General features: G+C 40.5%; 14 protein-coding genes. 5 read left to right on the top strand and 9 right to left on the bottom strand.

Going from position 1 to position 21,830, the window contains the following annotated elements; translation table 11 throughout:
• Nucleotides 1-16: 16 nt before the first annotated feature.
• From RM529_RS11075 to RM529_RS11060, 4 genes are all read right to left on the bottom strand, one after another.
• Nucleotides 17-1,942 (bottom strand): putative porin, encoded by a 1,926-nt coding sequence (locus RM529_RS11075; protein ID WP_311484861.1) that lies wholly within the window; start codon nt 1,940-1,942, stop codon nt 17-19.
• Between the two features lie 113 nt (nt 1,943-2,055).
• Entirely contained in the window at nt 2,056-3,120 is a 1,065-nt protein-coding gene (locus tag RM529_RS11070; RefSeq protein ID WP_311484860.1) for a hypothetical protein, read from the bottom strand.
• Between the two features lie 12 nt (nt 3,121-3,132).
• Nucleotides 3,133-4,668, bottom strand: coding sequence for a SusD/RagB family nutrient-binding outer membrane lipoprotein (locus RM529_RS11065; protein ID WP_311484859.1), 1,536 nt, complete (start codon nt 4,666-4,668; stop codon nt 3,133-3,135).
• 12 nt (nt 4,669-4,680) lie between these two features.
• Nucleotides 4,681-7,800, bottom strand: coding sequence for a SusC/RagA family TonB-linked outer membrane protein (locus tag RM529_RS11060; RefSeq protein ID WP_311484858.1), 3,120 nt, complete (start codon nt 7,798-7,800; stop codon nt 4,681-4,683).
• 161 nt (nt 7,801-7,961) lie between these two features.
• On the opposite strand from RM529_RS11060, the gene rnhB reads away from it, so the two are divergent.
• A complete protein-coding gene (rnhB, locus tag RM529_RS11055; protein WP_311484857.1) occupies nt 7,962-8,564 on the top strand; it encodes a ribonuclease HII in 603 nt (200 codons plus the stop codon).
• Nucleotides 8,565-8,579: 15 nt separating this feature from the next.
• Nucleotides 8,580-11,033, top strand: a complete 2,454-nt coding sequence (locus RM529_RS11050) for a hypothetical protein (protein ID WP_311484856.1) — start codon at nt 8,580-8,582, stop codon at nt 11,031-11,033.
• On the opposite strand, the gene lipB is transcribed toward RM529_RS11050, so the two are convergent.
• A complete protein-coding gene (lipB, locus tag RM529_RS11045; RefSeq protein WP_311484855.1) occupies nt 11,034-11,735 on the bottom strand; it encodes a lipoyl(octanoyl) transferase LipB in 702 nt (233 codons plus the stop codon). It abuts the gene before it with no gap.
• 4 nt (nt 11,736-11,739) lie between these two features.
• The gene (locus RM529_RS11040) at nt 11,740-11,898 is read right to left on the bottom strand and encodes a YqaE/Pmp3 family membrane protein (RefSeq protein ID WP_311484854.1); all 159 of its coding nucleotides are present in this window, start codon (nt 11,896-11,898) and stop codon (nt 11,740-11,742) included.
• 132 nt (nt 11,899-12,030) lie between these two features.
• Here RM529_RS11040 and lysS point away from each other — a divergent pair, with 132 nt between their 5' ends.
• Complete coding sequence (gene lysS / locus RM529_RS11035) at nt 12,031-13,728, top strand: lysine--tRNA ligase (protein WP_311484853.1); 1,698 nt, start codon at nt 12,031-12,033, stop codon at nt 13,726-13,728.
• A gap of 76 nt (nt 13,729-13,804) precedes the next feature.
• Here the strand turns inward: lysS and RM529_RS11030 are convergent, their stop codons facing one another.
• Entirely contained in the window at nt 13,805-14,041 is a 237-nt protein-coding gene (locus RM529_RS11030; protein WP_311484852.1) for a DUF2267 domain-containing protein, read from the bottom strand.
• 319 nt (nt 14,042-14,360) lie between these two features.
• On the opposite strand from RM529_RS11030, the gene RM529_RS11025 reads away from it, so the two are divergent.
• Both RM529_RS11025 and RM529_RS11020 read left to right on the top strand, forming a co-directional pair.
• Nucleotides 14,361-16,865, top strand: coding sequence for a zinc-dependent metalloprotease (locus tag RM529_RS11025; protein ID WP_311484851.1), 2,505 nt, complete (start codon nt 14,361-14,363; stop codon nt 16,863-16,865).
• Nucleotides 16,866-17,146: 281 nt separating this feature from the next.
• Nucleotides 17,147-18,046 (top strand): DUF7282 domain-containing protein, encoded by a 900-nt coding sequence (locus tag RM529_RS11020; protein ID WP_311484850.1) that lies wholly within the window; start codon nt 17,147-17,149, stop codon nt 18,044-18,046.
• Nucleotides 18,047-18,103: 57 nt separating this feature from the next.
• Here the strand turns inward: RM529_RS11020 and RM529_RS11015 are convergent, their stop codons facing one another.
• Nucleotides 18,104-19,330: a permease gene (locus RM529_RS11015; protein ID WP_311484849.1), complete on the bottom strand. Its 1,227-nt coding sequence runs from the start codon at nt 19,328-19,330 to the stop codon at nt 18,104-18,106.
• A 26-nt stretch (nt 19,331-19,356) separates the two neighbouring features.
• Nucleotides 19,357-21,830 (bottom strand): heavy metal translocating P-type ATPase (locus RM529_RS11010; RefSeq protein ID WP_311484848.1); only part of this gene is annotated, 2,474 nt, incomplete at its 5' end.

Below are 21,830 nucleotides of genomic sequence, written 5' to 3'. Positions count from 1 at the left end.
GGAAGATTAAAAAATGCTATAAAAAGAAATTCCAGACCAGCCCGAAACGTACAAGAAAGTCGGTGTATGGGTAACCGGGAGCAGAAAAGTTGTCGTTTCCTGTAAGAAGCGCATTTAGATGTTCCAGCTTAAAAAAGATCCTGGTCTGACGTACTTTTCCGTTAAAAAAGAAGTCTACGACTGGAAATCCACCTAATTCCTGCTGGTTCTGAACGAAGAATTCTGCTAAAACGGGGTCATAACCATTCATTTCGTATTCTGAAAAGTATTTAAATGTAAATCCCGTCTGCAGATATAATGCTCTCTGGAACCAGTGGTCCTGGTAGTAAAAGGAATTTCTGGTCACAAAATCTGGCAATTTTAGCACATCTGCACCATTTAAGACATTTTGATACATGAGCGTATGATACATGCCAAATTTTCCAAAATCGAATTCGCGCTCTGCCTTTACCTTTAAATATCGCACCTGATCTCCATACTGGAAAGGTTTCACCACCCCGGCATCGGTTAATCCAAAATAGGTATGGTTCTGAATTTGGGTAAAATCTGCTGTGGCGTTAAATAATTTTTCAGAATCAATTTTAACGTTTAGATTCTGGGAATTTATGTTACTAAAGTTATTCTGCCAGTTATGGTTAATATAATCGCTTTGATAAAGGAGAAAATTATAGTTTGGATTTCTACTGCTCTGCTTAAAGCCAAACTCGATTTGATTCTCTTCATTAAGCAAATAGGAAGCTGTTGCCTTTAAGTAATTACCGGAAAAATCTCCCGCTATATTCAAAGAAGCCTCGGCATCCAGGTTAAAGCCACCTATATTTTTCTGATATTCACCACCCACGGAAATTACAGAACCTACCAACCTATTAGTAATACTTTGGTCTTCCAGAATATAAACAGAATTATAGCCGTAATTATAGTGATTGTAACCTGCGTGAAATTTCAGCTTTCCCAGGATATTATTTCTGAATTTAACGTTGGCTTCGTTATAGACTTCTTCCAACCTGGTTTCATCCCGAAGGCTACTGCTCTCAAAAGATTTTCCGAAAACCTCCTGTGCCGCTGAAGACTGCGAAAACTGAAACTTTTTATAGTTAAAACTGAAGACATGACCAACCGACAAGCTGCTTAAGCTATCTAAAGCCGGATTGGTAAGAAAATATTCGTGATCCAGGTAGAAACGTTTTCCGTCTAATGTGCTTTGCGCATTTTCAAACCTTACATCGAGAAGGGAACGGTCTTCGAATTCTTCTTCTTCTCTTAAATATTGACCAAGTGCCTGCTCTGTAAGACCTCCGTTTTCCTCATTCATTAGATCGTGAGTCACAAAATGGGCACGCACCTGATACTTATTATTCGCTGTACGGTAATTGGCCGTTGTACGAAAAATACCGGTACTAGTGAGGATATGCTGATATTTACCGAGCGCCCGCACTCCCTTATAAGCTACTGAGAAGTTAAACCTGTCGGTAGTGTTTATCGTAAAGAAAGCGTCCAGTTGCTGCCCCTGTTCTGGTACTGTTTTAAAATAAAGTTCGGTTAACGGCGTGGGTACGCGATAATAATTAATATCCCCGGCTTCCATAAAGCCAAAGTGCCTTGCCTGCGCCACAAATTGCGGCATAATTTTATCAAATTCGGGATCATGACTAAGGGAAGTGTACGTCTGCCCTGTGTTGGAAAAAGGCAAAAGTTCGAAGTTATCCTTCCTAAGATAATTAAACCGGTAATCTTTTTTTATGTTGAGGGTTGTATCTATATAAGTAGTATCGTTATTAATTGAAATTATCTGGTACAAGTCAATAGGCGGAGGCGCAAGTGTATCTTCTTGTGCTGTGCCAGGTTCGGCTTCGTTATTTCCAGATTGTGATAATGTCCTTTCCTGTGCTCGGGAAAAGAGTGAAAAGAAGATAAGTACAAGGGTAAAAAAAACTTGTTTCATTGCTTATTTTGAGATATCACAAAAGTATGATATTAAATGAAATGAGCCAGAAATTGCCGGAAACAAAAAAACCACCCCGAGGGGTGGTTAATTAACCAAAAATGGTTTATTTCTTATTCTTCAGAATCGTCTGTGTCGTCGCCTTCATCAGAATCATCTCCTTCATCAGAATCAGAATCGTCTGTGTCGTCTCCTTCAGAATCAGTGTCACCTGCATCTTCTTCTTCTGAACCGTCTGTGTCGTCTCCTTCATCAGAATCGGTGTCACCTGTATCTTCTCCTTCAGAACCAGTGTCTGTTCCTCCTTCCGGAACTCTTTCAAACACTGTCCTATAAGATCCAAAACTACCTGCATCTACAGTATAACCAGCCGTAATATCCAGGTTTCCAATACAATTCCCGGGAGAAGCACTGGAGCTACCACTTCCTTCCCAACGTAACTCTCCGTAAGTATATCCAAGGTTATTCGAGTTCAACACCGGCTGGAATGGTACGGTTAAATTACCTGTTGCCGGATCTACATCAACAACAACATCATATTGCTCAGAATGACCTGAAACGTTCTGAAGTGTAATTTGGTTTTCGCCAGGACCGGCTACTACCTCAAACGGCACAGGGTCCCCGGTATATATACCAAACTGATCTGTAGTTGCTATGTAAGTCCCTTCGTAATCCATAACATTAAAAGGACAAGAGTATGCAAGGTTAACGGAAAGTTGATCGTTCTTTCCATTTATTACCAAGTCAGCACCAGAAGAAACCTCTGTAATTGTCAAGTTTAAAACAGGAGTTTCATCTAAAGGAGCTTGCAACCCATCTGTAAGAATTGTTATTGGCAAATCCATTGGAAGCTCATCACCAGGAGAAATAGTAAGCGTTGTAGAATCCAATGTGTAATGAACTCCTTCAACAGCAGTTGAACTTGGCTCTACATTAATTTGGACTGTTACAGGCTCCTCTATTTCGTCAAAAGTAGGCCCAATTATGTCTATAGGAATTCCTCTTTGAAATTGTTCTCCATTAGTTTCTGCACTTAGGATTAAGCTTTCGTCTGTAAAGCTCACAAGGTTTGGTCCCTCGTCGTAAGTATCGCTTATAGCGGTATCATCTACTAAACAGGATGTCAAGGACACGCTTAACAGCACTGCAAATAGGAAGTATTTATTTAGTATTTTCATTTTTGTCTTATTTTAATTTGCCCAAAATATTTTATCAGTAAACGCATTTGGTTGCGCTGGAACGTTACTAGCATTAATAGATCTCTCAGAGGAAGGATAATATAACCTTACCGGTCTGTTATTACCAGGTGCCAACCTGGATAATGGGAGATCTTCCGGGTAACCTGTTCTGTTGTACTCAATCCAGGCTTCAAATCCGTTAATTCCATTTAATGCAATCCACTTCTGTGTAATAATAGCTTCAAGTTTGTCGCTTGATGCAGTCCATCCAACATTTTCGATATCCTGAGAATAGTAATCTGCAGGATCTGCTTCCACAAGTTCCGGAGCCGTAGCAGGATCACCATCAGTATCGACTAATTCCATAGTTTCCAGGTATTCAAAGGATGCAGCTATCCCAGATTCATACAAGGATTGAGCGTCATCACTTAAGTAACCTTTCAAAGCTGCCTCAGCTTGAAGAAAATAACTTTCTGCTGCTGTAAAAATTGGTGCATCCTGAGAAGCTGATTTTAGCAAGCCTGGACCTATATTAGAAACAAATTCAGCAGTAAATTCGTCTGGATAGGCTTGAAGTCCTTGTTGAACTCCTTTATGCCCGGAATCAGGTTCCTCATATATATAATTTATACGAGGGTCACTACTATTGCTCAAAAAGTCCAAAACAAAAGGTGTGGCAGTTGTAGCCTGAAAGTTGTTTTGCTGGTTCCCCGCAACTGTTAGCCCAAAGCTTCTCCAGAAAGGATTTTGTTTATCCTCCTCATTTACATAACCTGGATTCACACTCGCGTTTTCAGTTATAAAACCTGAACCTTCACTTACGATTTCATTGATTTCTTCCTGAATATAAGCCTCTTTATCACTAAGTCCAGACTCTCTCACAAGAATTCTAAGCTTAACTGTATTGGCCAACGTTTTCCAGGCTTCCATATCACCCTGATACATTACATCTGCAGCTCCAGGATTTAAAACATTTTCCACATTACCGGCTTCGTCAATTAAATCAATAGCTTCTGACAAATCTACAATCAGACTATCGTAAACAGCCTCTGCATCATCGTATGCCGGAGTGGTATTCGCACCTCTTTGAAGAGCTTCGGTATAAGGGATATCCCCGTATGCATCTACTAACATTTGAAAATGATAAGACATCATTACTTTAGCAATAGCTTTATAGTTGTTGTAAATATCACCTTCGTAATTAAGTAGCTCCTGATAATTTCTAAGAGGTTGATTATAAGTATCATCCCATATTTGATCATAAAAATTGGCGTTTACCAGGTACTGAAACTCATCGTAGTACCAGGAATAACCATCTGCCTGGCTCCAATTGTAGGCCATTAGATTCCCAAGAGTGTTGGCATGACGACCTCCTCCATCATAAAATATAAGATTGGCGGAGTAGCCTTGTGCTACCGGAAGTATAAGATCCGGACTTACCGACGTTGGATTATTTGGATCGTCATTCATATCCAGAAAATCGTCGCTGCATGAGGTGACGCTTAGAGCGGCCACCAACAGCATGAAATATAAACTGATATTTTTCATTTTCTATTTTTTTTAAAATTCAATATTAACATTAAACCCATAAGATCTTGTTGGTGGCGACTGGAGGTAACCACTAACACCCTGGGTATTGGAATTTGCGAAAGAGTTATTGAATTCAGGATCAGAGAACCTGTTTTCTTCCGGCAACCATGTTACAAGGTTTCTTCCCACCAACCCTAGAGAGAGTTTAGAAATGGCAGTATTTTGAAATAAAGATTGCGGAACTCTATAGTTTATAGCAACTTCCCTAAGTTTCAATGCAGTTGCATCTCTTACGTAATTTTCTTTAACTACGTTGTACTGGTCAGTCCAATAGGTCTGCAATCCTCCACTAACGGGGATATTTGTATTTTCAACAAATTCACCATTTGCGTTCTCATATACCGTATTAGGAATGATAAAATCCTGACGATTTGCAGATACACTCTCCTGAGATCGACCTGTAAACTCCATCAAGTCAGCTAACTGAGAATAAAATACATGTCCGGTACGGTAATCTAAAGTTGCTAAAAGGCTAAAGCCTTTGTATCGGAATGTATTAACCAAACCAACAGTATAATCAGGAGTTGTCTTTCCCATTGCTTCTTCACTACCACTAATCGGGTATCCAGTAGCCGGATCTATAATAATGTTGCCTTCTGGGCTTCTTTCGTAAGCCAAAGCTTTAACTTGTGGAAACGCCATTCCTTCTATAGCATATATCCCATAACCTCCCGCATAAGATGCAATCGAAATCTCTGTAGCGTCAGGATTATTAGGGTCTATATCTACAACAGTGGTCTCAAAATGAGTGAAATTTGCATCTACATTCCAAGAGAAATCATCGGTCTGAACTAATCGCGCCCCTAAAGAAAATTCATAACCTTCGTTCTTTAATTCTCCCAAGTTAGTTGCTAGAGTATAACTTCCGGCAGAAGGAGCTGTTGAAGTTCGAGTAATCAAATCTTCAATCCTCGTGCTAAAATAAGAGCCGTTTAAGGTTATCCTGTTATTAAAGAATGCAAGATTGGCACCAAGCTCTAAACTGCTAACCTTTTCCTGCTTAATATCAGGATCTACAGCGTTGTTGCCTACGGTAAAGCCGTTAATGTTGCCGTAGGGAAATGATAAATCGTCGTAAGGAGCCTGACCTGGCTGTATGAAAATTTCATTGGTCTGATAAGGATCCAAATCGTTATACACAATCGATCCATTTGCAGTTAATTTCAAATAGTTAAGTGCATTTCCTTTAAGTGACGGAATAGCCTCCGTTGCAACAAAAGACACACCTGCAGCAGGATAAAAATAGCTATTAGCGTTGTCTTCGAAAGGTAATGTAGAAGTCCAGTCATTTCTACCGGAAACTTCAAGAAAAGCAAACTCTCTGAATCCCAAAACGAAATTCCCATACACACCATAATATCGCTCATTCTCTTCATTTACCGAACCAACAAGAGCTCCGGTTCCGTTGGAAATATCATAGAATCCAGGAATACTTAGGTTGTTAGCTCTGATAGACTGAAAATTGTATTTGCTTGTGAAGTTTGATGCTCCCAAAATTGCTCTCAAGCTAAAATCCTCCGAAAGATCAAAATCTCCCGTCAACAAAAGGTCACTTGTGTACTGAAGAGATCTGTACTGGCTTTCTGTCACAAATGAGGATACAGGATCTGGCCGTGTATAAGCCGTAGTATAATCCTGCTCTGCTCTCCATTCGTGGCCTAAGCCTGTAGTGGAGTTAACTCCCAATCTTCCTGTTAAATTTAACCAATCATTAATATCCCAGGATGCCTGAAGGTTGGATACGATTCGTTCTGTCTCATCATTATCGCGGTTAGTATCCAAAGCCCAGTAAGGATTCTGGTAATAACCGTTATAGTAACCGTCTGGAGAGGAATACAAGTCATTTTGCCAATCTCTGTAGTTACTTAAAGGAATATTATTGGATGTGTTAAGAATAAACCAGTAAAGAGGTCTTTCCTGAGAGCCTATATCATCTCCAACTACGCTCGTTTGATCACGAAAGTATGTAGAGTTAAGAGTTATTTCAAGATCCCCAAGGGTTTTACTCGCGTTAACTCTAAAAGTCTGTCTTTCGTAGTCATCACCAGGTACAATACCTTTAGTGGTTTGATCCCCAATTGAAGCATAGAAACGACTGGTTTCATCACCACCTGATGCATATACCGTATTTTGTAGTGTTACACCTTGGTTATAGAAGTCCTTCAGGTTATCTTCTACCGGAGAATATGGAAGCTCCTGAAAAGTACCATCTTCAAAAGTAGGTCCTACCTGGCGTACCACACCATCAAATCGCGGTCCCCAGTTTGTGTTTTCAATAGGCTCATATGCTCCCTGCCATCCTGTTCCATATTCATTTTGGAAATCGGGCATGTAAGCTACCTCCTGAAAAGTAGATGTGGTTGTCACCCCTACTGTAAACCTATCATCAAAATTTCCACGTTTCGTGTTGATAATAATCGCTCCATTCGCTGCCTGCGAACCGTAAAGAGCAGCTGCCGTTGCACCTTTAAGGATATTCATGTCCTGAATATCATTCGGGTTCAAGTCATTAAAAGCTCCTGCAGTTGCTATCGCCCCATCTATTACATATAATGGAGTACTTGATTGAGAGATAGACCTAAAACCCCTAAGGTTGATTTGTGTATCCGGATTAACACCGTTGTTCTGGATATTAACCGCCATACCTGCTACTTTACCTACCAAACCTTCGGTTGCCGTAGTAGGTTGAGAAAGGTTAAGAATTTCGTTATCGACCTGTTCTGTCTGATAAGCAATTTCTTTCTTTTCTCTCTCAATACCTAAAGCAGTTACAACAACCTCGTCCAGCTGTGCAGCATCTGCTGAGAGGGTGACATCAACTTCGTTGTTAGCTCCCACCGTATATTCAGCTGTTTCCATTCCTATAAAGGAAAAAACCAAAACATCTCCCATTGAAGCTTCAATGGCATACTCTCCATCAAAATCTGTTTGCACCCCGGTTGATGTACCCTGGATTATTACGTTCACCCCGGGTAGAGGCAAACCTTGATCGTCTGTAACTGTCCCGGTGACAGTTTGTTCCTGCGCAAAAGTAATTTGCACGACCAACGCCATTAACAGCGCCAGCATTCCTTTTAACTTTCTTTTCATTATTATTTAATTTGAATTAGCCTGAGCCAAAAGTCATAATAATTATCTAATAAAACAAAATAAATTTCAACTTTAATTTCTTAAAACCTCAACATCACACTGCGTTCATCGCATATTTTGTTAAATTTGAACTTAAAATTAACGCTGCGCAAATCTTAAAAATGCTTAAAAAATTCAAATCTTCTTTTAGTATTACAGGAACAGATGAAGCAGGTCGCGGATGCCTTGCCGGACCGGTCACTGCTGCTGCTGTTTTACTACCTCGCAATTTCAGGCACGTCCTTTTAAATGATTCAAAAAAAACGAGTCTTAAAAATCGGAATATCCTAAAAAATGAAATTGAGCGCCGTGCGGTGTGTTTCGGTGTTTCACATGTTTTTATGGAAGAAATTGATGAAATTAACATCCTTAATGCCTCCATTCTTGCCATGCACAAAGCCATCGAAAAACTCTCTAAATGTCCCGAACATATTTTAGTGGATGGAAACAAATTTAAGCCCTATAAAAACGTTTCTCACGACTGTATTATTAAAGGAGATGGCAAATATTTGTCTATTGCGGCCGCTTCTATCCTCGCAAAAACGCACCGAGATGCGTATATGGAGAAAATTCATGAAGAATTTCCCATGTATAACTGGAAACAAAATAAGGGTTATCCCACTTTAGAACACCGGGCAGCGATAAAAGAATTCGGCATCACAAAGTACCATAGAAAAAGTTTCAGGCTCCTGCCTGAGCAACTGGAACTAACCTTTGACTCCTAAAAATCCATTTTTTACATGAAGAGATTTTTATTCTTCCTTATTTTCCTGTCACTATTCACTGCATGTAACCATGATGCAAAAGAAAATCTTCCCATTTACAATTTTATTCAGAAGGATGCGTCCTTTATTATGCATTCACCCGATATAAAAGATTTTTTAACCCAGGTTTCTAATAACCCCCTGCTCTCCAATAAAATTTTTCAAGCTGAAGATATAAAGGACAAGCTGAATTTTTTAGAATTTACTGATAGTATAGGAGAAACCATTATAAGTTTCCGGAAGACTGAAAAGGAAGAGTTCGATTACCTGCTGGCGACCCAAGGAAAGCTCAAAATACATCTGGATTCTATCGGGAATAAATCCTTAGAGACTTTTAAGGCCGAAAATTGGCAAATTAGGCACTACACCATAAATGGTAACAGCACTTTTATTTCAGAGAATGGCAGTATTTTTCTTGCCAGCAATTCCCGGGAAGTACTGGAAAAAAGCATGGAAACAAAGAGCAAGGCTCAAAATGGCAATTTTCAGCAGTTATTTGCAGCAACAGATAAAGGAAAGACTTCGGTCTTTATAAATAATGAAGCGAATACCGGTTTTGAGGAATCTTTCGAAGTACTTCATATAAACCGAGATCAAAAACTGGCAAACTGGAGTGCTATAGACCTTGAACTGGAGGAAAAAGCAATCCGGTTTAACGGAATTGCCACTACAGCGAAGGATTCTGCATCAATTCTGAATATTTTTAAGGGCACCGGGGTAAGCCGGAACGAAATTGCGCAAATAACACCCTCTTCTGCATCGGGTTTTCTCTCTTTCACCTTTAATAATGCTGAAATACTTCAGGAAACCCTGAAAAAAGTCCGAAAAGACACAATTGGTAAAGATTCAGCATTAATTTCTGAAATTTCTGAAGCTGGTCTTATATATATGGACGGGAATTCCCTTTTAGTATTAAAATCCATTAATATTGAAGAAAGCGTTCAGAAGATGCTTTTAAAGAGCAGTGGCAAATTTGGCAATTATCGGGATACAGAAATTTTTACCATCGATAAAACTTTGGAATTCCGTAGAAATTTTTCTCCTCTTATTAAAATTGAAAATCCGAAATATTTTATCAGATTGAATAACTTCCTGATTTTTGGCAACAGCACGACAGATTTGCAAAAAGTAATTGCTGACTTTCAGAATAACAATTCCCTTAGCGAAAAGGCATATTATCAGGAAGCGATGGAAAAACTTTCTTCTGAATCTTCTATACTCCTCGTTGCAAATGGAAAACGTTTTTTACCATTGCTCGCCAAATCTGTTTCCGAAGAGTCAAAACCTGATGTCCTTAATATGAACCTTGAGAATTACGGCATTGGAGCGCTGCAATTTGTTCAGGAAGATGATTTTGCTCATATTCACGGTATCCTGCAGGCAACACAGCAAACGCAAAGCGCCAACGCAGCCCCTGAAGAAATTTTCTCTATTGCTTTGGAAGCGGAACTGGCGACACAACCTTTTTTCTTTAAAAACCATCTCACAAACCAACTGGATATCGCAGTGCAGGACGCAAACAATACGCTGTACCTCATCTCCAACAAGAAGAATATTTATTGGAAAAAACAGCTGAAAAGCAGGATTACCGGGAAAATCCACGAAGTGGATCTATTTAAAAATGGCAAATTTCAGCTTGCATTCAGCACCCAGAATTCAGTAGAAGTTCTGGACAGGAATGGGAACACGGTAAAACCTTTTCCTCTTCAGTACAATGACCCTGTTACGCAGCCACTTTCTGTTTTTGATTACGACAACAATAGAAAATATCGGTTTTTGGTAACTCAGGGAGACCGGGTCTATATGTACAATGGAGACGGAAAAGCTGTAAAAGGCTTCGACTTCAGCAAAGCTGATTCAGAAATTATAAATCCGCCGAAGCATATTAGAATTGGTACTAAAGATTACATCCTGGTGCCTGAAGATTCGGGAAAAATAAATATCCTGAGCAGGCAGGGAGATGTTCGTGTTCCTGTAAGCGAGACTTTTGATTTATCTGGAAATGACTGGTATGAATATAAGGACAGATTTATTTCCACCAGCGCTGCAGGGGAATTAATAAGCATTAATCAGCAGGGAAAGGTGCAAAAGGAAAACAGGAGCCTTTCAGAAAATCACTACCTCAACGCCACTCCAAAGACTTTAGTAACGCTTTCGGATAATATTCTTACGATAGAAGGAAAAAAAGTGGAACTCGATTTTGGTCTTTATACTGAACCTCAGATTTTCTACGTCAATAATCGGGTTTTAATTTCGGTGACCGACACTCAGGCGAAGCGGGTTTACATTTTCAGTTCTAATGCTGAACTTTTAGAAGGCTTTCCCGTTTACGGCACTTCTCAAATCGACCTTAATAATGCAGATTTGGATAAAAATCTGGAATTTGTGGTGCAGGGAGATGAAAATACGCTGCTACTGTATAAAATATAGTTATTCTATTAACTCCGCTCCAAAAAGATCTGCGAAATGTTTCAGTAATTTTTCCTGAACTTCGGGCAGCGGAATTTCTTTTTTACCCAGCTCAACATTTAAAGAAGTTACCGCTTTGTCCTGGATTCCGCAGGGCACAATATTATCAAAATAACCCAGATCTGAATTCACGTTGAGTGCCAGCCCGTGCATGGTCACCCACCGGCTTGCCCTTACCCCCATCGCGCAGATTTTTCTTGCAAACGGAGTATCCACATCCAGCCAAACCCCGGTTTCGCCTTCGCTTCTTTCGGCTTTTAGTCCGTATTCTTTCAGCGTAAGAATCACGGCTTCTTCCAGAAACCGGAGATATTTATGAATATCGGTAAAAAAATTATCGAGATCCAGGATGGGATAAGCCACCAACTGCCCGGGACCGTGGTAAGTGATATCGCCTCCCCGATTAATTTTATAAAAACTGGCATTTTTCTGCTCTAATTCTTCTTCAGAAATTAACAAATTAGCAGCGTCACCGCTTTTCCCTAAGGTATAGACATGTGGATGTTCCACCAGAAGCAAATAATTTCTAGTCGCTTCATCTAAATTCTCTCGGCGGTTCTTTATTTTCTTATCCAGCGTGGCTTTAAAGAGCTTTTCCTGATAATCCCAGGTCTCCTTATAATCCTGTAAACCCAACCGTTGAATTTCTACTTTCCTGTTCATTTTTTTACCTCTCTGGATTATTCAGAATAATCAGGGCGGCAACCACACCAGGGATCCAGCCCAACAGGGTTAGTATAAGAACAATAATAATGGAACCACAACCTTTGTCATAGACCGCCAGCGGAGGAAATAAAACCGACAAAATAACACGCCAGATACTCATTTTACTTAAATTTTAAAGAACAAAGATAGAATTAAAATTTCGGCTTTCACTCGCATTGGTGGATAGCCTGATTGTCATTATATTTGCACTTGCCCAAGGTATAAACCTGGCAATAATTGACAAAATAACATCATGCAGCTATCTGAACAGGAAATAGTAAGAAGGGAAAAACTTTCTGCCCTTAGACAATCCGGAATAAACCCTTATCCAGCCGAACTCTTCCCGGTGGACCACACTACTTCTGAAATAAAATCAAATTTTGAAGAAGGTAAAAAAGTAGTGATCGCCGGTAGATTAATGTCGCGACGTATCCAGGGAAAAGCATCTTTTGCTGAATTACAGGATTCTAAAGGTAAAATCCAGGTTTATTTTAACAGGGACGAAATTTGCCCTGGTGAGGATAAAAGCAAGTACAACGATGTATATAAAAAGCTGCTCGATATTGGTGATTTTATAGGTATAGAAGGAGAACTTTTTAAAACCAAAGTTGGGGAAATGACGGTAATGGTAAAAGATTACAGCCTGTTGAGCAAATCTTTGCGCCCGCTGCCACTTCCCAAAACAGATAAGGAAGGAAATACCCACGACGGTTTCAGAGATCCGGAACACCGTTACCGCCAGCGTTACGCAGATTTAGCGGTGAATCCACAGGTAAAAGAAATTTTTGTAAAACGCACCAAATTGTTCAATGCGATGCGGAATTTCTTTAACGATAAAGGTTATTTTGAAGTGGAAACTCCAATCCTGCAGTCTATTCCCGGTGGTGCGGCGGCAAGGCCATTTATTACGCACCATAATGCGCTGGATATTCCGCTTTATTTGAGGATTGCGAATGAATTATACCTGAAAAGGCTGATTGTTGGTGGTTTTGACGGGGTCTATGAATTCTCCAAAAACTTCAGAAATGAAGGAATGGACAGGACCCATAATCCGGAATTTACCGCCATGGAAATCTACGTAGCTTATAAAGACTATAACTGGATGATGGAGTTTACCGAAAAACTTCTGGAACACTGCGCAATTGCGGTTAATGGCACTACAGAAGCTACATTCGGGAAACACCAGGTAGATTTTAAAGCTCCGTACAAACGCATTACGATGATTGATGCTATAAAAGAATTTACGGGTTATGATGTTTCCGGAAAATCTGAAAAAGAGCTTTTTGAAGCTGCCAAAGAAATGGGAATCGAGGTAGATGATACCATGGGTAAAGGAAAACTTATCGACGAGATTTTTGGTGAAAAATGTGAGGGCAATTTTATCCAGCCAACCTTTATTACAGATTATCCAAAGGAAATGAGTCCGCTTTGTAAGGAACACCGTGATAATCCGGAATTGACGGAGCGCTTTGAGCTAATGGTCTGTGGAAAAGAAATTGCAAATGCTTATTCAGAATTAAATGATCCCATAGACCAGCGTGAGCGTTTTGAGGAACAACTGAAGCTTTCTGAAAAAGGAGATGACGAAGCGATGTTTATTGACGATGATTTTCTTCGTGCCCTGGAATACGGAATGCCTCCAACATCTGGACTGGGAATTGGAATGGACAGGTTAATCATGTTCCTTACCAATAACCAATCCATCCAGGAAGTACTTTTCTTCCCGCAAATGAAACCTGAAAAGAAGGCTCCAACCCCAAAGCCGGAAGATTTTATTAAGATCGGAGTTCCGCAGGAATGGGTGGATGTTGTGATGCACGAATACATAAGTGTGACCAGACTGAAGGAAAATAAACCTACACAAGTGCACCAAAAACTTAACGGATTACGCAAAAAAAACAAATTGCCTATAGCCGCCCTTCAGCTGGAAGAGGTTGAAAAGTGGTTTTAAATAATTAGAACTAAAGCATAAAAAACCCACTCTTTTCACTTAAAGGAGTGGGTTTCTTATGCTATTTGGTCCGGCTTTATTTTGGACCAAATGTATTACTGAATTTATTTCCTATCCCACTAATGCCATCATCAGCTTTGTTACCTTCATCATTTTTTTCATCAGGCTCATCATTAAGGTATTTGTCTACCTGCCCTGCAAGGCCCGGGGGTAATCTGTCTTTAAGAAAAGATGCCACCGTTCTCACTGCTGTTTCGGCCTGCGATTCTGTAATTCCTGCCTTTTGGGCTACTAACTGCACTATTTTTTTCATAATTTAATTTTTTAATCTACTCTTCAATTTACAAAAATAATCGCAACTTTCACGGAATTCATACGACCTTAACAAGACCCCATTAAATATATATCAAAGGATTACATTATTAAAAGAGCCTCTGCGAAGAAAATACCATTCATTCTTCAGAAGAAGTTCTATATATAATTCTTCGGCTTCCCCGTTTTTAAGTCAAATTTTTTAACTAATTTTTAAACCATTCAGGCTTTAAAGAGTCGAACAAATACCGGGAGATAATTTTGTTCTTAAAACTATGTCTCCTGTTAATTAAGCAAACCCTCAATTAAAAAAACATTTCATGATTAAACATTTTTCTTACAAGGCCCTTCTTGTGGCTCTGTCCGTTTCTGTTTCCGGTTGTGCCGTTTTTCAGGCAGGAAGTACTGAGAGCTCTGAAGAGGTTTCAAAAAATTCCGAAGCAAAAAACAAAGACAAGTTAAAGCCTTATAACAAAGTAATAACCAAAGATGCCAAATCTGATGAAGGACTGTTTACCGTGCACCAGGTAGACGATAAATATTTTTACGAAATCCCTGACAGCCTTTTTAACCGTGAAATGCTTACCGTGACCAGGATTGCAAAAACGGCCAGCGGAATTGGCTTTGGTGGCGGAAAACAAAATACACAGGTTCACAGGTGGGAAAAGAACGGCGACAATGTTTTGCTTCGTGTGGTTTCTTACGAAGTTTACGCAGCAGATTCTTTACCTGTTCACGAGGCTGTGGTCAATTCCAATTTTGAGCCAATTCTTCAGAAATTTCCTATTCAGACGGTAAAAAAAGATTCAGCAAGTAATAATGTTGTTATTGATGTTACCGCGCTTTATTCAAAAGATATAATGGCACTTGGCCTTCAGGATGATGAACGAGAAGAATATAAAGTATCCCGTCTGGACGAGGATCGTTCTTATATCGACACCATTAGAAGTTATCCCGAAAATGTAGAAGTAAGGCATGTAAAAACTTACAATGCGGGAGACCCTCCGTCTAATTCCAGCCTTGGTTCAATTTCGCTTGAATTCAGCAACTCTATGATCCTGCTCCCAAAAGTACCTATGGAGCGTCGTTATTTTGACCAGCGTGTAGGCTGGTTTACTACAGGCCAGACAGATTATGGTCTTGAAGCTCAAAAAAGTGAAACCATTCGCTACCTTGATCGCTGGAGACTAGAGGTAAAGGAAGAAGACATGGAGAAATTTAAGCGTGGAGAACTTGTAGAGCCAAAAGAGTCTATAGTTTATTATATAGACCGTGCTACCCCTCAAAAGTGGAGACCATTTATTAAGGAAGGAATTGAGGACTGGCAGGTGGCTTTTGAAGCTGCAGGCTTTAAAAATGCAATTATTGCCAAAGATGCCCCTACGGTAGAGGAAGATCCCGATTGGAGCCCCGAAGATGCACGATATTCTGTAGTGCGCTATTTGGCTTCTCCCATCCCAAATGCAAATGGCCCGCACGTAAGCGATCCACGTTCGGGGGAAATTCTGGAATCAGATATCAACTGGTACCACAACGTCATGACTTTGCTTAGAAACTGGTTCTTTGTGCAAACAGCAGCAATTAATGAAGAAGCTCAGGGAGTACAGTTTAAAGATGAAGTAATGGGCAGGTTAATTCGTTTCGTTTCCTCTCACGAAGTAGGCCACACTTTAGGCTTACCGCACAACATGGGAAGCAGCGTGGCTTATCCGGTAGAGAGCCTCAGAGATCCCGAATTTACCAAGCTTTATGGTACTGCTCCTTCTATTATGGACTATGCACGTTTTAATTATGTTGCGCAGCCCGGCGATGGTGATGTGGCTTTAATGCCAAATATCGGTCCATACGACAAATATGCAATAAACTGGGGTTACCGTCCTATTCCTGAAAAAGAAGGAATGGAGGAAGAAGAAATTCTTGACCAATGGATCCTGGAACGTGCCGGTGATCCTATGTACCGCTTCGGAAGACAACAAAGTGGCGGAGTAATAGATCCAAGTTCTCAAACAGAAGATTTAGGTGATGATGCTGTACTTGCAAGTGAATATGGTATTAAAAACCTGAAGCGTATCCTTCCGAATTTACTGGACTGGACTGCTGAAGATGGTAAAGATTATGAAGATCTGGATGACATCTATGGACAAATCGTAGGCCAGTACAACAGATATATGGGACACGTAACAGCTAATATTGGTGGAGTTTACGAAAACTATAAGACATACGACCAGGAAGGTGCAGTGTATACACATGTTGATAAGGAGCAACAAAAGCGGGCAATGAATTTTTTACAAAGTCAGCTTTTCGAAACACCTCAATGGCTGATGGATCCGGATATCTTTAATAAAGTAGAGTTTGACGGAAATATAGAAAGAATCAGAAGTATGCAGGAAAGAGCCCTAAACAACATTATGGATTTTGGAAGAATGGCGCGGTTGATGGAGAATGAAGAAGTTAACGGCAGCGAAGCCTATTCCCTTTTAAATATGATGACCGATCTTCGAAAAGGAATCTGGAACGAATTATCTTCAGGAGGAAAAACAGACAGGTATCGCAGAAACCTTCAGCGTGCATACCTGGACAGGATGGAGCATCTAATGACAAAAGAGCAGGCAGAAGTTCCGGCACGGTATAGAAGTTGGGTGACACAAAGTACCATCGATGTGGCACAAAGTGATATACGCCCCATAGTACGTGGAGAACTTAAAAACCTTCAAAGACAAATAAGAAATTCTGTTTATAACTCGGGCGATACCCTTACCAGATATCACTTACAGGACGCTCTGGAACGTATAGATTTAATACTAAATCCTATCGCAAAAGGATAAATCACCCTTAACAATTGTAGACGCCTGCCACTAAAAAATGGCAGGCTTTTTTTATAAATGTCTTTTTGCAACAAGAATTACGTTTTTCCAGTAAAAACGTAGGTTAAGGAGTACTTTATGGTTAACGATTTTTCACAATACTTCTCATTATCTAACCTAATTTTTAAACCGATTTAAGATTCGAGTTAAAGTAAGATTAAACAGCTCCCAAAATTTTACCGCAGCCTCAAATTGTTACAATTTTGGAGTCAATATTTATTAACCATAAAAAAAGAATAACTATGAAATCTATGATGAATTTTGAAAAGTACGCGAAGTACTTCTTTGCCTTCACACTTTTTGTTGGGCTGGCAAGCTGCGATGATGATGATGATTTAAATGATACGGAACTGTTTCCTGATGCAACCGGCACAATTTCTGCAAGTGACCAAACTCTATCTGGAAACACGCTTATCCTTGAAGATGTAACAGTTGGACAGGATACTTGGGTAGTGGTAACTAATTCTGACGATCAGCAAATGGCAGCGGAGCCTTATTTAATAGAAGATGACGAGGACGGAGAAGTGAGAATTGAACTTAATGAAGATGCAAACCTTACTGGAAACGCAGAGGGTGACGATTTTGATGTATCCCTTTATGCAGACAATCCTAACGAGGGAACAATGGGCATGTACGATGAAGGAATTGATGACCCTGTTAGAGATAACATGGACATGGAAGTAACCCAAACCGTGAATACTACCGCTCCAGGCATCCTTGGTGATGACGACCAAATGGTTACAGATGAAGGTGACGTTGCCTTTAATAATGTAAATACAGGCCCTACAGGAGGATATGTAGGACTTTACGGGACAAACGAAGATGGTACTCCAAATTACGACGAAATGATTGGTATGAGCGATTATATCCAACCAGGAGAGCAAACCAACGTTACTGCCCGTTTTAATGAAGGCTATAATTATACAACCGGAGAAACTTATTACCCAAGACTGTACCTTGATGATCCGGCAGATCAGCAATTCACCTATACCGCCTCTGGTGGAACTGAAGATATGGCCGAGATTTACGGGTATGATTCTACTACGGGCACAGGCAGTTTTGTAGGAAATACTGCTAACACGACCACGCCAGGAGGATTTACAGTTGGTAACACAGGTACTGTTGGTACCACAACTATGTAATATTTATTGACATAGCGTACTAAAAAAGGCCGGAAGATTTTCTTCCGGCCTTTTCTTTTAACTGACAAAAAACTTTATGATTATCCCGCCTGTTAGCCATAAATAGCAAGAAAATGCCAGGTATTTTAAGGTCTTTTCAAGAGCTTTACTTTTGGGAGCCATTTCTTTCATAAACATTACATCTTTACGCTTAAAAAAACCAAGATAGGCCAGATATCCCGATATCAACAGAAAAACCATATTCAGCCAAAAAGTATAATCTATCTTAAAATGCTCTGTCTCACTAATACTCACGCTGGAAGGATCTGGCAGCAGGTTCAGAAAATTAAAACTATAGTGCAACGCGAGGGAAGCACCTATAAGTGAAGTAAATAGCAGGAAAAGTATAAAAAAGCTCATTTTCCAACCATAATATTTTGCATTGATCCTAAGTATGGGAAAAACTACCAGGTCACTAAATATAAAAGCCATTACACCCGCAAAGCTCACCCCTTTTCCAAACAAAAGTGCGGCTAACGGAATATTCCCCATGGAACCAATAAACGTAATAAAAGCAGCTACAGGACCTACAATTATATGTTCCAGGATCGTGAAAAATCCGAAATCATTGCTTCCGCCTTGTCCACTGTTAATAAAGAGTGTCTGAAAAAAAGAATCCGGTACAAAAGCAGCTACAACACCTGCAATCGTAAAACCGATGGTCACATCTTTCCATACCATTTTCCATTCCATTCCGTACTGCTGCGCTACCTTGGCCCAGCTGGTTTCCGACTTCATTTTCTTCTTCCACGATTTTCCGCTGTCTCCCTCCTCATCATCCTCACTATCTATGCGATTTTTCGCATCTTTTATCAACTTTTTTGGATTTATTAAGCGAATAAGCAACCAGCTGATTAAAATGAGGATTATCCCACCAACATACTCGCCAACCACAAATTGCCAGCTCAAAAAAATAGATATAATAATCCCAAGCTCAATAACCAGATTTGTAGAGGCGAGTAAAAATGCAACCGAAGACGTGAAACTGGCACCTTTCTTAAAAAGGCTCTTTGTGGAAGCCAGAGCCGCAAAGCTACAGGAACTACTTATAAACCCAAAGAATGTTCCCAACAGTACACTTTTGGATTCATCCTTTCCCATAGTACGCTGCATTCTTTTTTCAGTTACAAAAACCTGGATACAACTGCTAATTACATATCCCAGGATAAAAGCCCACAAGGCCATCCAGAAAAAACCGGTAGTGGTATAAGCTGCTTCCCCCCATTTACTTAAAAACTCACTCATAATAATCCTTTATAAATTTTAATTTTCTATGCTATTTTTGCACTTCTTAATCTAAGTGCATTCGCAATTACAGAAACCGAACTAAAACTCATTGCCAGCGCCGCGATCATTGGAGACAATAAAATCCCGAAGAAAGGGTACAATATTCCGGCGGCAACTGGTACTCCTAAAGAATTGTAGATTAGCGCGAAAAACAGGTTTTCTTTAATATTCTTCATCACTTTTTTGCTCAGGGTTTTAGCTTTTACCACGCCTTGTAAATCTCCTTTCACCAAAGTAATTTTTGCACTTTCAATGGCGACATCTGTGCCGGTTCCCATAGCAATTCCAATATCAGATTGTGCCAGGGCGGGTGCATCGTTGATTCCATCACCGGCCATGGCAACTTTTCTTCCTTGCTCCTGCAGCTTTTTGACTTCATTTAATTTATCCTGCGGCAACATTCCGGCTTTAAAATCGGTAAGGTGCAGTTCTTTTGCGACGGCAGCCGCTGTGTTCTTATTATCACCAGTAAGCATAATCACCTCAACTCCGCGACTTATTAATTCTAAAATTGCAGCCCGGCTGGTCTTCTTAATAGGATCTGTAATGGTGATAAACCCGGCTATTTTACCATCCACCGCCAGATAGGAGACGGTATTTCCCAATTGTTGTTCTGCAGAAACCTTTTCCTTTACTTCTGAAGAAATTTCAGCAGCAACGTCTTTCATCAGTTTTTCATTCCCGATGGCAATTTTTTGATTCTGAAGATTTGCCGTCACTCCTTTTCCTGTTACGGAACTGAATTTTTCGGCTTCCGAAATCTTCACGTTCTTCTCTCTGGCATAATTCACAGTGGCTTCAGCTAAAGGATGTTCGCTTTGTGCATTTACCGAAGCTATTTTCTGCAAAACTTCTTCTTCAGAAAAACCGGCAGCGGCAACTACTTTCTCTACAGATGGTTTTCCTTCGGTTATCGTTCCCGTTTTATCAATAATCAGCGTATCAATTTTATCCATTTGTTCCAGGGCCTGCGCATTTTTTATCAGTACGCCGTTCTGCGCGCCCTTGCCCACTCCCACCATGACCGACATGGGCGTGGCAAGTCCGAGGGCGCACGGGCAGGCGATAATAAGCACCGCTATCGCATTAATAAGCGCATAGACATAACTCGGCTCCGGCCCGTAAATAGCCCAAACAATAAAAGTTATAACCGAAATTATCACCACCACCGGTACAAAATAACCCGAAATTTTATCTGCCAGTTTTTGAATAGGTGCCTGCGATCTGCTCGCGTCGTTTACCATCTTTACAATCTGCGCCAGCAGGGTTTCACTACCTACTTTTTCGGCTTTCATGGTAAAACTCCGGTTTCCGTTTATGGTTCCCGATGTGACAGTATCGCCTTTACTTTTCTCTATGGGGATCGGCTCCCCGGTGATCATAGATTCATCAAGGTTGCCTTCTCCCTCTTCAATAATTCCGTCTACCGGAATTTTATTTCCCGGCTTCACCCGTAAAATATCCCCAACCCGTATTTTATCTGTGGCAATCACTTCTTCTTCTCCATTTACCACGCGAATAGCTTTATTGGGGGCAAGTTTCAGCAGTTCTTTTACCGCGGAATTCGTCTGACTGTGAGCACGGGCTTCCAGCAATTGCCCGAGCAGAACCAGCGTAAGAATGACAGTCGCCGCTTCAAAATAAACATGAACAGTTCCCGCTTCAGTCATAAATTGCTGCGGAAAAAAATTGGGGAAAATTAATCCAAAAACACTGAAGATCCAGGCAATTCCCGCGCCTATTCCAATAAGCGTAAACATATTCAGGTTCCAGGAAGTAACAGATTTCCATGCCCGCTCGAAGAACATCCAGGTGGCGTAAAAAACCACCGGAATGGAAAGTACAAGCTGGATCCAGTTCCAGTAGTACATATCCAGTGCCTCATAAAGCGGATTATCGGTCAGCATTTCGCTCATCGCAATCAGGAAAATGGGCAATGTAAAACCTAAAGCAATCCAGAATTTTTTCAGAAGTCTCTGATACGTTTTCTTCTCGGCAGAAGCATCAGCCTGCACCGGCACCAGGTCCATACCACAAATAGGGCAATCTCCCGGTTCGTCTTCCATAATTTCCGGATGCATCGGGCAGGTATAGCCTCCCCCCCCGCCCCCTCCTAAGGAGGGGGAGCCTATTCCTATCTCCTCCACGAGATCCATTCCGCAGACTGGGCAATCGCCTGGTTGATTATAGGTTTTCTCGCCTTCGCAATGCATTGGGCAATAAAAAGTGCCCGTGCCTTTACCTTGTGGTTTATCCTTTTTAACCTGCTGGTGATGCACTTCTTCACCCGGCATCAAAATCTCATAATTGCCGCCCGCTTCTTGTAATGCATGCTGAAATTTGCCAATTTTGACGTGCCGCTGCATTTCAATCTCAGCTTCAGCTTTTTCGAGGTCAACAGAAGCATTTGTAACTCCTTCGACTTTGCTCAAAGCTGCCTCAACATGAGAACGGCAGC

It is taken from the genome of Autumnicola edwardsiae, from assembly GCF_031846505.1.
Lineage (GTDB): Bacteria > Bacteroidota > Bacteroidia > Flavobacteriales > Flavobacteriaceae > Autumnicola > Autumnicola edwardsiae.
Note: the sequence above shows the minus strand (reverse complement) of the source record. Positions and strands in the feature narration are given on the sequence as shown.

Bases quoted from the DNA above. Each gene is read 5' to 3' on its own strand.
- RM529_RS11065 (WP_311484859.1), bottom strand. From the start codon at position 4,668: ATGAAAAATATCAGTTTATATTTCATGCTGTTGGTGGCCGCTCTAAGC.
- RM529_RS11070 (WP_311484860.1), bottom strand. From the start codon at position 3,120: ATGAAAATACTAAATAAATACTTCCTATTTGCAGTGCTGTTAAGCGTG.
- RM529_RS11050 (WP_311484856.1), top strand. From the start codon at position 8,580: ATGAAGAGATTTTTATTCTTCCTTATTTTCCTGTCACTATTCACTGCA.
- RM529_RS11015 (WP_311484849.1), bottom strand. From the start codon at position 19,330: ATGAGTGAGTTTTTAAGTAAATGGGGGGAAGCAGCTTATACCACTACC.
- RM529_RS11040 (WP_311484854.1), bottom strand. From the start codon at position 11,898: ATGAGTATCTGGCGTGTTATTTTGTCGGTTTTATTTCCTCCGCTGGCG.
- RM529_RS11025 (WP_311484851.1), top strand. From the start codon at position 14,361: ATGATTAAACATTTTTCTTACAAGGCCCTTCTTGTGGCTCTGTCCGTT.
- lipB (WP_311484855.1), bottom strand. From the start codon at position 11,735: ATGAACAGGAAAGTAGAAATTCAACGGTTGGGTTTACAGGATTATAAG.
- RM529_RS11060 (WP_311484858.1), bottom strand. From the start codon at position 7,800: ATGAAAAGAAAGTTAAAAGGAATGCTGGCGCTGTTAATGGCGTTGGTC.
- lysS (WP_311484853.1), top strand. From the start codon at position 12,031: ATGCAGCTATCTGAACAGGAAATAGTAAGAAGGGAAAAACTTTCTGCC.
- RM529_RS11075 (WP_311484861.1), bottom strand. From the start codon at position 1,942: ATGAAACAAGTTTTTTTTACCCTTGTACTTATCTTCTTTTCACTCTTT.
- RM529_RS11020 (WP_311484850.1), top strand. From the start codon at position 17,147: ATGAAATCTATGATGAATTTTGAAAAGTACGCGAAGTACTTCTTTGCC.
- rnhB (WP_311484857.1), top strand. From the start codon at position 7,962: ATGCTTAAAAAATTCAAATCTTCTTTTAGTATTACAGGAACAGATGAA.
- RM529_RS11030 (WP_311484852.1), bottom strand. From the start codon at position 14,041: ATGAAAAAAATAGTGCAGTTAGTAGCCCAAAAGGCAGGAATTACAGAA.